This window comes from Alphaproteobacteria bacterium PA2 (genome assembly GCA_002256425.1).
Classification (GTDB): Bacteria; Pseudomonadota; Alphaproteobacteria; order Caulobacterales; family Caulobacteraceae; genus Phenylobacterium.
Genome location: NKIZ01000001.1, coordinates 1,685,066 through 1,699,401, shown reverse-complemented (window position 1 = coordinate 1,699,401; position 14,336 = coordinate 1,685,066). Strand labels below are relative to the sequence as shown.

Here is a 14,336-nt window from a genome sequence, read left to right as displayed (position 1 = left end):
CATGCCCGCCCCGAAACTACCGATGGCAGGAGGACTGCAGCAACCTTGCCGGCAAGAACCTTACGGGTGTCGAAGCACTTCGTTACCAGCCGCTGTCAGACAATGGTGAGGTATGGCTGACCCTTGGCGGCGAAGCCCGCGTCAGAATGGATCTGCTCCACGACCTGGACTTCGGAATTGATGATGGTCCGGCCTACACTCAGTTCGCGGGACGGCTGCTTGGAAACGCTGACCTTCGTACGCGAGCCGGCCCCCGACTTTTCCTGCAGATGGCGGTTGCCCAACAGACCGGGCGCCGGCCCGGACCCAAACCTCAGGACGAGAGCGCCATCGACGTCACCCAGGTGTTTGTCGACGCGCCCTTCAGACTGGGCGAAGTGTCCGGACTTGTGCGGCTGGGCCGACAGGAGCTTGACCTGTCCGGGAACCGCCTCGTCACCACCAGAGACGGCGCAACAATCCGCAGGGCCTTCGAAGGCGCCAAGCTGGACCTAAACCTCAAGGGCTCGAGACTGTCCATGGTCAGCGCAAGACCCATGGATCTGCGCGACGAAGCCTTCGCCGACCGGGCAGACAGGACCGAGCGATTCAATGCTGTTTCGCTTGACCTTCCCCCTGCCCTTTCGCCGGGGGGGCAGGCGACGCTCTACTATCTGGATCGTCAACGACAGGACGCCCACTGGCTACGCGCCCAGGGTCGGGAACGACGATACTCGATGGGCGTTCGCTATCTCGGTCATGTGGCGGACTGGCGGGTTGAGACCCAGGCGACCTGGCAGACAGGCCGATCGGCAGGTCACCCGGTCCGGGCCTATGGAGCAGCCCTTTCCCTGGATCAGGAGTTCGCCCCGGATCGACCAATCGTACTTGGATTTGATCTGGTGGCGGCCAGCGGCGACAAATCAGGCACACGGACAATTGAGACCTTCGATCCCGTTTACCCGAACAATTTCGGCCTGTCTGACGCTCCGCTGTTCTATCAGACCAACTACGTCTTCGGGGGCGGCAGCGTAAGCACGAGGTGGGCCGGTGCGACCTGGACGGCAGGCGCCAATCTGCTGGTCCGCCATTCAACCTCGGATTCTGTCTACGCCAACAGCCGACCGATTCCGGGTACAAACAACGCACAGCGCCCGACCAGCCTGCTCCCGCAGGTCAGCATGCGCCGACCCTTCTCCGAGAGATCGGAAATCTATGCCTCGCTCGTTCGGGCCCAGGCCCTGGGCGGATTGCGCGCCGCCGGCGGACACAACGCACTGTACAGCCGCGTTCAGATCACGACGCGGTTTTAGTCAGGACAGGCAGAATTCCGGCTACCCTTGACGGGTTTCAAAGGTAGAGTGTCCTGCTCCTTCAAGTGCTGACCTCATGGCGCCAAACAGGACTTGCCGTCAGGACTGGGCTTTGGCTCACATGGAGGTTAGGCAGTATGCGCCCTGAGGAACGAGCGAAGTGAGTTCACGTAAATCTACCCGGTCGGTCACCATCAAGGAGGTGGCCAGCCAACTTGGGGTATCGGCGTCAACGATTTCCCGGGCCCTTGCGCGCCCGGAACTCCTGTCAGCTGAGACCCGCGAACGCGTTCTGGAGGCGGTGGATCGCCTCGGCTATCAGCCAAATCTCGTGGCTCGGGACCTGAGGCTGCAGGAAACGCGCCTCATCTATGTGGTCATACCAACGCTCAGCCCCTTTTTCCTTGAAGTCTTCCGCGGTGTCGAACGGGGCGCCCGCGAGACCGGGTATGCGGCCCTGGTCGGCCATACGGGCCGAAATGTCCAACGGGAGCAGCTGTTTCTGGATCAGGTCGCCAGTCACCGGGGCGATGGCGTCATCCTTGTCACCAGCTCAGACCCCGCGGCCCTTCTGGCCCGCAGGAAGCGAATGCCGCCCGTTGTCGCCGCCCTTGAGGAAATTGAAGGCCTGGCAGCTCCGGCGGTCCGGGTGGACCATCGAAAGGGTGCGATTGACGCCACAAACCACCTGCTGGCCCTGGGCCATAAACGGGTCGCCTATATAGGCGGCCCGGAAAAGCAGGTCATCGCCGGGCATCGCCGGGAAGGCTTTCGCCTGGCGATGACTCAGGCAGGCCTGGATCCGGACGCCTATCCCTATCTGGCGGTGGACTATTCCGTTGAGCTTGGCGAACAGGCCATGGAAACCCTTCTGACCTTCCATCCCTCGCCGACCGCAGTTTTCGCTGGCAATGACGAAATCGCCATTGGCGCGATCCGCGCCATCAAGCGGGTAGGCCTCCAGGCCGGGCGCGATATCTCGGTTATCGGCTTTGATGATCAACGCCTCGCCAGCCTTTACGAGCCGCCATTGACCACCATACGCGTCCCGACAGAAGAGCTCGGATACAGGGCGATTCTGATGCTTGTGGACCAGCTCCAGGGCAAGTCCAGCGGGGAAGACATCGTCCTGCCGACATCGCTGGTCATTCGCGCTACCACCGGCGCGCCCAAGGCCTGACAGAGCCCAGCCTTGACAGTCGTCCCAGCGCTTTGCAAACCTTTGCAGACAATTCTTGGGGAGCATGATCTTGAAGCGCCAATCGCTGCTTTTTTCTGGGACGGTTCGCGCCGCGCTGGTCCTGTCCGTCGCCGCTACAGCCCTCGCCGGCTGCTCCGGGCAATCGGCCCCCAAGGCGAAATCTGAGGCTGCGACTGCAGGCGCGCCTGTCGCCGCTGCGGGCTCGTCGGTTGCAAGAATGGACCCTGCTCTGGACGCAGTTATCGCCCCAGGGACTGTGGTCGAAAAAGTCGCCGGTGATTTCCAGTTCGTAGAGGGGCCGCTCTGGCGCAAGGGCGAAGTCTGGTTCGCCGACCTAGTCGGAAACAAGCTCTATGCCGTCGGGGCAGACGGCAAGACCCGCGTCATCATGGACAAGTCCGGCGGACTGCAGGAGACCGCCCCGAATTCCTATCAGGGATCCAATGGCATGACCGTCGACAAGGACGGCTCGGTGCTCATGGCCCAGCATGGTCTGAGACGCATCGCCCGGGTGGCGGACGACTTGACCGTCACGACCCTGGTCGAGCGCAACAGCAATGGCGCTCACCTGAACAGCCCCAATGACATGGCATTCGCACCTGATGGCGCCCTCTGGTTTACGGATCCGCCTCTCGGACTGGTAGGTCAGGACAAGGATCCGGCCAAGGAAGCCAGGTTCAATGCTGTCTATCGTTACAAGGATGGGAAGGCCGTTGCTGTTATCACAGACTTGACCCGGCCCAATGGCATTGCGTTTTCTCCGGACGGGACAAAGCTTTACGTGTCCAATTCTGCACCGGAGATGTTCGTGAATGTCTATGATGTCGGTCCGAACGGCACGGTCTCGAAGGCCCGGAAATTCCTCAGCTACCCGGCCCCGCTGCCCGATGACGTGCCGGACGGTCTGAAGGTCGACTCTAAAGGTAATGTCTGGACGACTGGTCCCGGGGGTATCCGCATTGTGACGCCTGAGGGCAAGGTTCTTGGGCAGATCAAGACGCCGGACAAGGCCCAGTCAAACATCGCCTTTGGCGGGGATGACTGGCGAACTGTCTACATCACCGCCAGCACAAATGTGTACCGCCTCAAGGCCGCCATTCCTGGCGTGAAGCCCCTGCACGGCCAATAGGCCCCCACGGTCCGATCAAGGCATTCCCGGGACAACCGTCCGGGCCTCCACATCCAGCGGAAGGCTGTCAATTCTTTGGGGCTTTGCACCGTGCAGCCCCGCCCCTTTTGCCGGAATTGACCGCAGGCTCCTGGGGGGCGGAATCGGCGCCTTGCGCAAATGACATCGATTGCATAACCTTTGGCAAAATCGGCTGATGACCGCACTTTTGCCAGGGAGGGGACACAATCATCGCGCGGCCTCGGCGCTGATATTCCAACTCAAGACGCCCTTCGACAGTTTCCGGAGGGGCCATTGGCCGGAATACGGCGCATATCTCTCAACAAATGAGAGACCGGGGCAGCCGCCGCGTTTGGCGCAAGCCACTGTAGGCGTAGACACTTTTACCCAGACCAAGACCAGCAATGAACGACGCCAATGAGTACGCGCGTCAGGCAAGGGCCCAGAGCCCTTTCAGTCAAAATAATCGGGGAGAAAACATGACCTATCGAACAAAATTCACGGCTGCGCTCCTGGCCGGCGCAAGTGCATCCATCATGGCGGGAGCGGCCTATGCTGCGCCTGCGGCCTCTGACGCCAAGCAGGTTGAAGAAGTCGTCGTCACCGGTTCGCGCGTCATCCAGAACGGCAACAACATGCCGACTCCGGTGACGATCGTCTCCGCAGAACAACTGACGCGCACCACGCCGTCGACAGTCATCGACGCCCTGCAGCAGCTTCCGGTCTTCGCCGGCGGCCGCCAGCCCATGAGCCAGCCTGGCAACAGTTCGCAGAACAACGGCGCGCATGTTCTGAACCTTCGCAATGTTGGCAATACACGCACCCTGGTGCTCTTCGATGGCCGCCGCCTTCCGCCAACCTCGCCGATCGGCGAGGTCAATGCAGACATCGTGCCGTCCATGCTTTTGCAGCGGGTTGATGTTGTGACGGGCGGCGCCTCCGCCGTTTACGGTTCGGACGCCGTCGCCGGGGTGGTGAACTTCATCACCGACCGCAATTTCAACGGCTACAAGTTCAACGCCCATGTGGGTACGTCAGAGCTCAATGACGGACAGGAAATCCGCGTCGGTTTTGCTGGCGGAACGCCCCTGTTCGACGGTCGCGGTCATATCGAAGGCAGCTACGAATATTACAACAACGAAGGCGCCTTCAATAAGCTGAACCGCGGTTGGGGCAGCAAGGTGTGGTCAATGCAAGGCGCCGGCACGGCGGCAAACCCCTATCGCCTTGTCCAGAATACCCGCCTGTCCAGCACCAGCTTTCTGGGCGTGATCCGCTCGGGCCCGCTGGCTGACAAGGTCTTCCGTCTGAACGGAGTCCTGACGCCGTTCCAGCACGGCACGGCGACGGGTGGCAATGGCGTGGAGAGCGGTGGCGATGGAGCCTACTACTATCAGGCCTCCTTGCTTGCCAGTTTGAAGTCGAACCAGGGATTTGGCCGTTTTGATTTTGATCTGACCGACAACGTCAAGTTCTATGCTGAGGCGACTGGCTACACCTCGGAAAATCTGAACAACCACCAGACCAACGAATTCCGCAACATCACGCTGAGTGCACAAAACGCCTTCCTGGCACCTGAATATCAGGCCGCCATGGCGGCGGCGAAGGCGACGCAGTTCACCTTCTCCAAGATGATGCAACAGGCCCCGCCCCTTCAGCCGGAAAGCCACACCAAGGGCTACCTGGCCAATTTCGGCCTCGAGGGCAAGTTCGGTGACGGCTACAAATGGGACCTGTCCTTCGTCCACAGCAGCAATACCCAGGAAACCCAGAACAACGCCAATATCGACCTGCAGCGCGCCTATGCCGCTCTGGACGCCGTGCGTGATCCCAATGGCAACATTGTCTGTAACGTGGCGATTACCAATCCGGGGCTTTATCCTGGATGCGTTCCCCTGAACCTGTTCGGCCCGACCTCGGAAAGCGCCGCTGCCCTGAATTATATCCTGGCGGTGACCCGGTATGAGGCCGAAACCACAATGAACGACCTTGGCGGAAGCATTTCCGGCCAGCCCTTCCATACCTGGGCCGGCCCGGTCGGCGTGGCAGTCAGCGGAGAATGGCGTCGGACCACCTTTGACCTGACCAGCAACGCCCAGGCTTCGGCCAAGGCCAACTGCACGGGCCTGCGGTTCAACTGCACCGCCAATACCGGCCTCTACATCTCCAACGTTCTGAACGACGCCCATGACCAGCATCAGACGGTGTATGAAGGTGCGGTCGAAGTTAACGTCCCGCTCCTGAAGGATGCGGCCTTCGCAGAATCCTTGAACCTGAACGGCGCGGCCCGCTATACGCACTATGACACCTCGGGCGCCGTCAACACCTGGAAGGTGGGCCTTGACTGGCATGTCAACAGCCAGCTCTCCTTCCGGGCCACGCGCTCAAAGGACATCCGCGCGCCCAACCTGAACGAACTGTTTGCGCCAGCCCTGATCAATCCGGCGGGCGTGACGGACGTTCACACCGGGATTGTCGGCCAGGCCCCGTTCATTACCTCGTCAAATCCGAACCTGGTTCCGGAAGTGGCGAAGACCTGGACAGCCGGTGTTGTGATCCGTCCGGACATGATCCCGAACTTCAGCCTTGCTCTGGACTGGTACAATATCAGCATCGAGAACGCGATCACGACCATCCAGGGGCAGAGCGTCACCATCCAGAACATCTGCGAAGCTTCGGGCGGCACCTCGTCCTTCTGTAACCTGATCGTGCGTCCCCTGCCCTTCAGCAACAGGACCGCAGCCAACTTCGTTACGTCCTTCCTTTCGCGACCGGAAAACGCCCAGACCGTCGAAACCAAGGGCGTCGACGCCGAGGCCAACTACTTCCATGACGTTGGCCCGGGTCGTATGAGCCTGCGGGTTCTGTCGACCTACCAGCCGCACTTCACCACAGTGCAGTTCCCGGGCGCTCCGGTGCTTGACGCAGCGGACGTTCCGCCCCTGCCCAAGTGGCGTGTGGCCGCCTTCCTGAAATATCAGATCAACGACTTCTCTGTTGATGTGCAGGAGCGTTACCGCAGCGGCTACCAGTTCAACTCTGACCGGTCCCTCAAGTACGACGTGCCCAGGATCAAGCCAATTGCCTACACCAACCTGACTCTGACCTATCAGCTGAAGGACGCCCAGGTGTACGGCACAGTGGAGAACCTGTTCGACAAGCAACCTGAGCCCTTCGGCGGCGTGGGCGGTGCGTCGGGCGTACCTGGTCTGTTTGGCGGTTATCCGCAGGGCGACGACATTGTCGGCCGCTACTTCATCATCGGCTTCCGGATGAAGCGCTGATCAGATTGAAAAGCATTCGGTAAGCGCCTCCCCAGGGCGCTGACCTGGGCGGGGGCGACGAAAGTCTCCCCCGCCTTTTTTATGTGAGGCTTGAGTTTTGGCGGCCCCGCCTGTCTGGCTTGCCTCGAAATACAGGAGAGATCCATGCGCTCAGCATTCCTTCTCGGCGCAGTCGCCGCCGCCGGCCTGAGCGTCGGCGCCGCCCTTGCAGCTGGTGAAACGCGGGACTGGATCTACAACGGCAGTCCGGCTGGCGACCACTACTCGCCCCTCACCCAGGTGACCCCGGCCAATGTCTCCAGGCTTCAGCCCGCCTGGCGGTTTGATTTCGAGGCCGGTGGGTCCCAGTCCCAACCCATGGTGATCGGCGGGGTGCTATATGGCCCTACCCCCACAGGCAAGCTTGTCGCCCTGGACGCAGCCACCGGCGCTGTGAAGTGGACCTTCAATCCCGGATTTTCATCCAGCCAGCCGATCCGCGGGCTCCTGAGCCACGGGTCCGGCGAAAGCCTGCGCCTGCTCTACAGCGTCGGCGAGTACCTCTACGCCGTCGACGCGGCGACAGGTAAGCCGATCCCGGCCTTCGGGACCGGTGGCCGGATCGACCTTCGCGCCAACCTTCGCGGCCCTGCGGAGGAGAACGGCTTCTTCATGACCTCGCCCGGGTCTGTCTGGCGGGATCTCTACATCGTCAATGGCCGGGTCTCGGAGAGCACACCGGCGTCGCCTGGTGATGTCAGGGCCTTCGACGTCCACACCGGCAAGCTCCGTTGGACCTTCCACACCGTCCCACATCCGGGAGAGCCGGGCGCTGAGACTTGGCCGAAGGAAGCTTACAAAACCCAGGGCGGAGCCAACGCCTGGGCCGGGTCAGTCCTCGACGCCAAGCGCGGCATTGTCTTTGTTGCGACCGGGTCGGCGGCTGACGACTTCTTCGGCGGCGAACGTCCGGGCTCCAACCGGTTCGCCAACGCCCTGATCGCCATCAACGCTTCGACCGGTAAACGCCTGTGGGATTTCCAGTCCGTGCATCACGACATCTGGGACATGGACTTCGCCGCACCGCCGGTTCTGCTGACAGTCATGCACAGGGGCAAGGCGGTGGACGCCGTCGCCGCCACCAACAAGCTGAGCTATCTCTACCTGTTCGAGCGGACCACCGGAAAATCCCTGTTCCCGATCAAGGAAATCCCGGTTCCTGCCAGCACGGTTCCCGGTGAACAGGCCTGGCCGACCCAGCCCGTCCCGACAACGCCAAAGCCGCTTTCGTGGACCAGGGTCACAGAGAACGACCTCAGCGACCGCTCACCGGCCGCAAAGGTCTGGGCGCGGGATTCCTATGCCGCCATGAATGGGGCCGGAAAGCAGTTCACCCCCATGACCATCGGCAAGGAGACCCTGATCCTCGCCGGCTTCATCGGCGGGGTGGAATGGGGCGGCATGGCCGCTGATCGCAAGGGCGTCGTCTACGCTAACGCAACCCGCATGCCGGGCGTCAGCAGCATTGTGGAGTCCAAGAGCCTGCTGACCTCCGGGGTTGGAGAAGGCGCCTACCGGACCCAGTGCGCCGGCTGTCACGGCATGCAGATGAAGGGCAGCCCGCCCATGTTCCCCGCCCTGACTGACCTCAAGTCCCACGCAACAGCGGCGGAGGTCACCGAGGTGATCAGGAACGGCCGCGGTCGCATGCCGGCCTTCGCCAATCTTCCGCCCGCGACCATAGCCAACCTGACAGCCTATCTGATGACCGGCGCCGACCTGCCGGGCGCTGATCGGCCGGCCATTTCCCTGCAGGGGCGGTTCGCCCCATCGGTCACGCGTTATACCTCGACCGGAAACCGGCAGTGGCTGGATCCGGAGGGCTATCCCGGGACCAAGCCGCCATGGGGCACGCTCAACGCCGTCGACATGAATACGGGCAAGTATCTGTGGACAGTACCGTTCGGCATTACGGGCTCCATGGGTCCGGAGTTCGGCGGAGCCAATACCGGCGGGGGCGTCGTCACCGGCAGCGGCTTGCTGTTCATTGGCGCGACAACCGATCGCAAGCTCCACGCCTATGACACACGGACCGGCAAGCTGCTGTGGGAAACCACGCTCACCGCGCCAGCCCAGGCCACGCCCGCCGTCTACATGGCGGGCGGCCGCCAGTATGTGGTGATCGCCGCCAGCGCCCGGCGGGCGCCCGGCGGGCGGGCGCCTCAAGGTCAGGACAACAGTCAGGCGATCTCAACGGGCGCCGCCCAGGGCGGCTATGTCGCCTTCGCCCTGCCAAAATAGACGCCGTACACGCCTGCAGGACTAGGGATGATCCTGCAGAAGGCCGAATCTGAACACTGTCGTGGAATGGAATATCTGACCCGGCCGCAGGACCGTGGACGGAAATTCCGGATGATTGGGGCTGTCGGGCAGGTGCTGGGTTTCCAGCGCCACGGCAGGCCCCGGCTGGAAGGGCTTGCCTGAGTCGCTGAGCAGACCGGGTCTGGATCCGGCCGGGATGAAGACCTGCACCGAAGTCTCGGTCGTCCGCATTTCCATGACCCGACCGCTGGCGTCATCCTCCAGGCGCGCCGAGATCCGGTCCAATCGGTTCACCCCGGGCTTGAAGACATAGGAGTGGTCAAAGCTGCGCACCTGGCCGGGCGCCAGGGGCTGGGCGTCCTGGCGTGGGGCGGCGAAGGCCGGATCGGCGGCCGCCGCAGCGAGCCTGCCGAGCGGCGCCGAACCATCGAGGGCCAGGGCCGTGCCGGCCACGGGCTTCAGCTCTCCCGAGAGCATGCCCTGCCCGTCCTTGACGGCGATACGGTCGGCTTCAAGCCTCAGGCGATGGTCATGGACAGAAGTCGTGCTGGCGCCGCTGAGATTGAAATAGATGTGGTTGGTGAGGTTGAGCACCGTTGGCTCGTCGGTTGTCGCCCGGAAGTCCAGACGCAAGGCGTTGTCGTTGGTCAGACGGTAGGTCGCCAGAACCTTGAGGCGCCCCGGAAAGCCCTGGTCGCCGTCCGGGCTGTCCAGGATAAGGGTCAGGGCGGCGCCGTCCTTCGGGCGGATGGGCTCGGCCGTCCAGATCCGGGTGGCATAGGCGGGCGGGCCCCCGTGCAGGGTGATGCCCGCCGGGTTCTGCTGCAGCGGATAATAGGCGCCATCCAGGGTGAACCCCTTGCGGATACGGTTGGCGTAGCGGCCGGTGATGGAATTTGCGTGGCCGACCGTCTCCCAACCCGTCAGGTCGGCATAGCTCATCACCACATTACCGAACTGGCCCCGCCGGTCTGGCACGCGGATCGAGGTTATGGCGCCGCCATAGTTCATGATGGTGGCACTGGCCCCTTTGTCATTGAGCAGGGTGTAGGCCCTGACCTGCGCCCCGTCCCTGGTGATCCCAAAGTCAGCGACCTGAACCTCGCCTGCCGCTGCGACGCTGGAGTTCAGCATGCCGACGAGGACCATTACTGGGAGGAGTCGCACCGGTCAGCCTTCCCTGGCTGCCCGCAGGGCCGAAAGAGCGGCGGCCCCGCGGCGGCCGACGTCTTCGGCCGTCATGCCAGGCTTATAGAGGTCCGAACCTAGGCCAAACCCTCTGGCGCCTGCAGCAACCCATGCCGCCATCTGATCCGGGCCCACACCGCCCACGGGGATGACATCAGCCTCCGCAGGCAGGACCGCTTTAAGGGCCTTCAGGTGCTCGGGACCATAGCTGGCCGCGGGAAAGAGTTTCAGCCGACGTGCTCCGGCGGAAATGGCGGCAAAGGCTTCGCTGGTGGTGGCGAATCCCGGAAGCGACTCAAGGCCTAGCTCAACCGCCCTGGTGATGACTGCAGGATTGGTATTTGGGCTGACGATCATGCGACCGCCTGCGGCGGCGACGGCATTGACCTGGTCAGGCTCAAGTACGGTGCCGGCGCCCCAGACCATCCGGCCCTCCATCTTGCGAAGGGCCGCGATGCTGTCCAGGGGGTGGGGCGAGTTGAGCGGGACTTCCACCAGTCGGAAGCCCGTTTCATGCAGTACCTCAGCAATGGAGACCACCTCATCAGGACGCACCCCCCGAAGGATCGCCACAAGCGGCGCTTCCTCGAAGGCCGACTGGAAGGTGATCATCGGGCAAGGACTCCAGCCGCCAGGGCGGCGATCCCGGAGAGGGCTGCGGACTCTCCGTCATGGACTTCGACCCTGTAGCCGAGCAACTCCAGTACGCGACGATACCGCCCGGCAAGCCTGAGGTCTCCAATGACTGACACGAGCGTGCCGGGTCCGACACCGAATAGACCTGGAACCGAGGCGACTTCGGATCCGATCAGGAGACCGGAAAGGTAGGCGTTCACATGGTCAGCCGGCATGCCGCCGCCGACCACACGAGATCTGGCGGTAAACATCCTTGAGGCCAGAGCGTCCCCTGGCCCTGCGGCCATCACCCCCTCAGTGAAGGCGCCCTCATTGTCTGCATCGCCAGGGCTGGCGAGAACACTGTGTGTGGTGAGCAGGTCGAAAACTTCACCCGTCATGCAGCTGACGAAGCCCTCGATCCGTCCATCGACCACCCGCACCCACTTCGCATGGGTTCCGGGATGGCAGATCAGGTGCTCGCCCTGAGCCCGCGAGGGATTGGCGGCAACCCAACCCAGCACATGGGTCTCTTCGCCGCGCATGACGTCAGGCCCGCCATCCGGACGCTCGCACCGCAGGCCAGGGACAATCCATGCCGCAGTTCCTTCACGCTCGATCCGGTGCAGTTTCCGGCTCACCGGGTCGATCGATGCCGGACATTCCAGATAAGGAACCGGCGTCCATCCAAGGTTTGATCCGATCATGCCGCACATGACGGCGGGCAATTCCTCAGCGCCCATAGCCGGCTGCACAGTGTCGGCGAACCGCAGGATTGCTTCACCCGGTGCGAGTCGACCGACCCCCAGGGGAAACTCCCGATGCGCCTTTGGCTGTCCGTCATCACCTACAACCCATGCGCGCAGGTTGGTGGTGCCCCAATCGATGGCCAGAAAGGGTGAATTCATGGGATTCTGCCTGCGTGTTCCATCATGCAACCGATTTCATCAGTAGGGCCATTATAGGACCAATCAGGCATCAGACTAGGCCCTCGGCAGAGGGACACCTCCTCCGTCGGACCTGAAATAAACTGATGTCTCACCTAGTGCAGAGACTCATTCACTGGGCCTGGGGTCAGCTTGACAATACGGCCCCCTCTCCCCGACAATCGTTTTCATCCTGTAGGTCAGGATCTGACGTTTTTGCGGGAATCTTCGCATTTTCGGCAGGGCTTGGCCTGACGATGCAGGGGAGTGTCGGCGGCTTGTCCGACTTATCCTGATCGTGGACAAAACGGTTCTGGCCGATCCGCCCGGGTTCACATTGGTAGCGTGGCGGCAGCACATTTGCGCCCGCATGGAGTATTCTGACCGTGCTCAAGATTTTCAACGAATTCGAACGTCGTCCTGACCTTCTGGAGCGCTTCGACAAGCTGCTCCCGAGCTATTCGATTTCCTGCATTTTTGCAGATGTCATGTACCGCCAGAATGTCATGGTTTCGGCGATCAAGCCGCCGTTCAAGGCCAAGGCCTGCGGCCAGGCCATCACCGTCCAGCTTTCCGGCGGCGATCTGGTCGATCCCCTCAAGGCCCTGGAAATGGGTCAGCCCGGAGATATCATCGTCGTGGACGCCGGTGGCGACACCGAGACCTCCGTCTGTGGCGGCCTGATGGGCGGTCTGGCAAAGAACCGCGGCATCCGGGCCATGGTGATTGACGGGGCCGGCCGGGATACCGACGAGCTTGAGGACATCAACTTCCCGATCTGGACCCGGGCCATCACGGCCCGCGGCACCCACACCATGTTCTCCGAGCGCAAGGAAGAGCTCTCCATCAATGTGCCCATCACCTGCGGTGGCGTGATCGTAAGGCCTGGTGACTTCATCGTGGCTGACACCATCGCCGCCGTGGTTGTACCTCTGGAACGCGCTGATGAATTCCTGACCCTGGCGGCGGAACAGGCCGAACGTGAGCAGCGCACCCGGGAATGGGTTGCACGCGGCAAGACCGTGGAAGATTTGCTGGCTGAATTCGGCCGCATCTAGCGGCCGCAGACAACCGGGGGGAAACAAAATGAAATCCAAGAAAATCCAGCGGATACAAGTCGCTGCCGTGACTCTCCTGGTGATCGCGGGCCTGATCAACTATCTGGACCGCAGCACGCTTTCCATCGCCAACAAGGCGATCAGCAGTGAGATGCATTTGTCGGCCTCACAGATGGGCCTGCTGCTCTCAGCCTTCTCCCTGCCCTACGCCTTCGCCCAGTTGCCCATCGGCGTCATGCTCGACCGGTTCGGCGCCCGGGTCATGCTCGGCGCCGGCATGCTGCTATGGTCTGTCGCCCAGGCAGGTGCTGGCCTCGTCCAGACCCTGAACCAGTTCATCCTGGCCAGACTGGCCCTGGGCGTCGGCGAAGGGCCGCAATTTCCCGCGGGAGCCAAGGTTCTCGCAGACTGGTTCGCCATTCACGAGCGTGGACGTCCGACAGGCATTTTCGTCGCCTCCTCCACAATCGCCCCTGCACTGGCGCCACCAATCCTGACAGCCCTGATGCTCAGCTTTGGCTGGCGCGGGATGTTTCTCATCATGGGTGTACTGGGAATAGCCGCAGCCCTGGCCTGGTACTCCATCTATCGGGATCGTCGGGATGTGGCGCTTGAGCCCGCCGAGGTCGACTACCTGTCGGGAACGGACCGCTCTGAAAACGAGGACAATCAGATGAGCTTCGCTGAATGGCGGAGCCTGTTCACCAAGCGCACCACCTGGGGAATGATCTTCGGCTGGATGGGTGTCATCTACATGGTGTTCCTCTATGTCACCTGGCTCCCAGCCTATCTGCAGCAGGAGCGGGGTCTCAGCATTTCCCAGTCCGGCTGGGTCCTGATGATACCCTTTGTGGGCGGCACCTTCGGACAGCTGTCCAGCGGCGTCTTCGCCGACTGGCTCTTGGCCCGTGGCCTGAAGCCTGTAACCAGCCGCAAATGGCCTATCTGTCTTGGCCTGGTCGGTGCGGCGGCTTTCACGGTTCCGGCGGCCTACACGCCAAACCTGACCCTCGCCATCGTCTATCTTACCCTTGCCATGTTTTTCGTGAACCTGGCCAGCGGCGGCGGCTGGGCCCTGGTGAGCGTCAGCGCACCGCGGCGACTGATCGCTTCCCTCGGCAGCATCCAGAATTTCGGCGGCTATTTCGGTGGATCCGCCGCCCCTCTCATCACCGGCATGGTCGTCGACCGCACGGGCTCTTTTGTGAACGCCCTCTTGATCAGCGCCGCGGTCTCCCTGGCCGGCGCCCTCATCTACCTCTTCGTGGTCAAGGACCCCATTACCGATTCCACCCCGGACGGTGAGGCGGCCGCCGGGGCCTGAACCCGTCCAAGCCCTCTG

The 14,336-nt window shown here is 62.5% G+C and carries 10 protein-coding genes; 7 read left to right on the top strand and 3 right to left on the bottom strand.

Features of this window, described 5'->3' with window-relative positions:
* Positions 1–146: 146 nt before the first annotated feature.
* The 5 genes from CFE28_08140 (at position 147) to CFE28_08120 (ending at position 9,186) form a co-directional block, all read left to right on the top strand.
* Positions 147–1,292 carry a hypothetical protein gene (locus CFE28_08140; GenBank protein ID OYU69971.1) on the top strand — a complete coding sequence of 382 codons (1,146 nt, stop codon included), beginning with the start codon at positions 147–149 and terminating at the stop codon, positions 1,290–1,292.
* Between the two features lie 160 nt (positions 1,293–1,452).
* The gene (locus CFE28_08135; GenBank protein ID OYU69970.1) at positions 1,453–2,472 is read left to right on the top strand and encodes a LacI family transcriptional regulator; all 1,020 of its coding nucleotides are present in this window, start codon (positions 1,453–1,455) and stop codon (positions 2,470–2,472) included.
* Between the two features lie 64 nt (positions 2,473–2,536).
* Entirely contained in the window at positions 2,537–3,622 is a 1,086-nt protein-coding gene (locus CFE28_08130; GenBank protein ID OYU69969.1) for a gluconolactonase, read from the top strand.
* A 404-nt stretch (positions 3,623–4,026) separates the two neighbouring features.
* The gene (locus CFE28_08125; GenBank protein OYU69968.1) at positions 4,027–6,906 is read left to right on the top strand and encodes a hypothetical protein; all 2,880 of its coding nucleotides are present in this window, start codon (positions 4,027–4,029) and stop codon (positions 6,904–6,906) included.
* Positions 6,907–7,050: 144 nt separating this feature from the next.
* Complete coding sequence (locus CFE28_08120; GenBank protein ID OYU69967.1) at positions 7,051–9,186, top strand: hypothetical protein; 2,136 nt, start codon at positions 7,051–7,053, stop codon at positions 9,184–9,186.
* 21 nt (positions 9,187–9,207) lie between these two features.
* On the opposite strand, the gene CFE28_08115 is transcribed toward CFE28_08120, so the two are convergent.
* Genes CFE28_08115 through CFE28_08105 form a run of 3 tightly spaced genes read right to left on the bottom strand, consistent with a single transcriptional unit; the run spans position 9,208 to position 11,918 of the window.
* Positions 9,208–10,356, bottom strand: a complete 1,149-nt coding sequence (locus tag CFE28_08115) for a galactose-1-epimerase (GenBank protein OYU69966.1) — start codon at positions 10,354–10,356, stop codon at positions 9,208–9,210.
* 21 nt (positions 10,357–10,377) lie between these two features.
* Positions 10,378–11,007: a 2-dehydro-3-deoxy-6-phosphogalactonate aldolase gene (locus tag CFE28_08110; protein ID OYU69965.1), complete on the bottom strand. Its 630-nt coding sequence runs from the start codon at positions 11,005–11,007 to the stop codon at positions 10,378–10,380.
* The gene (locus CFE28_08105) at positions 11,004–11,918 is read right to left on the bottom strand and encodes a hypothetical protein (protein ID OYU69964.1); all 915 of its coding nucleotides are present in this window, start codon (positions 11,916–11,918) and stop codon (positions 11,004–11,006) included. Before CFE28_08105 ends, CFE28_08110 begins: the two co-directional genes overlap by 4 nt.
* Before the next feature lie 404 nt (positions 11,919–12,322).
* Here CFE28_08105 and CFE28_08100 point away from each other — a divergent pair, with 404 nt between their 5' ends.
* Positions 12,323–12,994: an orotidine 5-phosphate decarboxylase gene (locus CFE28_08100; GenBank protein ID OYU69963.1), complete on the top strand. Its 672-nt coding sequence runs from the start codon at positions 12,323–12,325 to the stop codon at positions 12,992–12,994.
* A gap of 28 nt (positions 12,995–13,022) precedes the next feature.
* Positions 13,023–14,318 (top strand): MFS transporter, encoded by a 1,296-nt coding sequence (locus CFE28_08095; protein ID OYU69962.1) that lies wholly within the window; start codon positions 13,023–13,025, stop codon positions 14,316–14,318.
* The last annotated feature ends 18 nt before the right edge of the window (positions 14,319–14,336 follow it).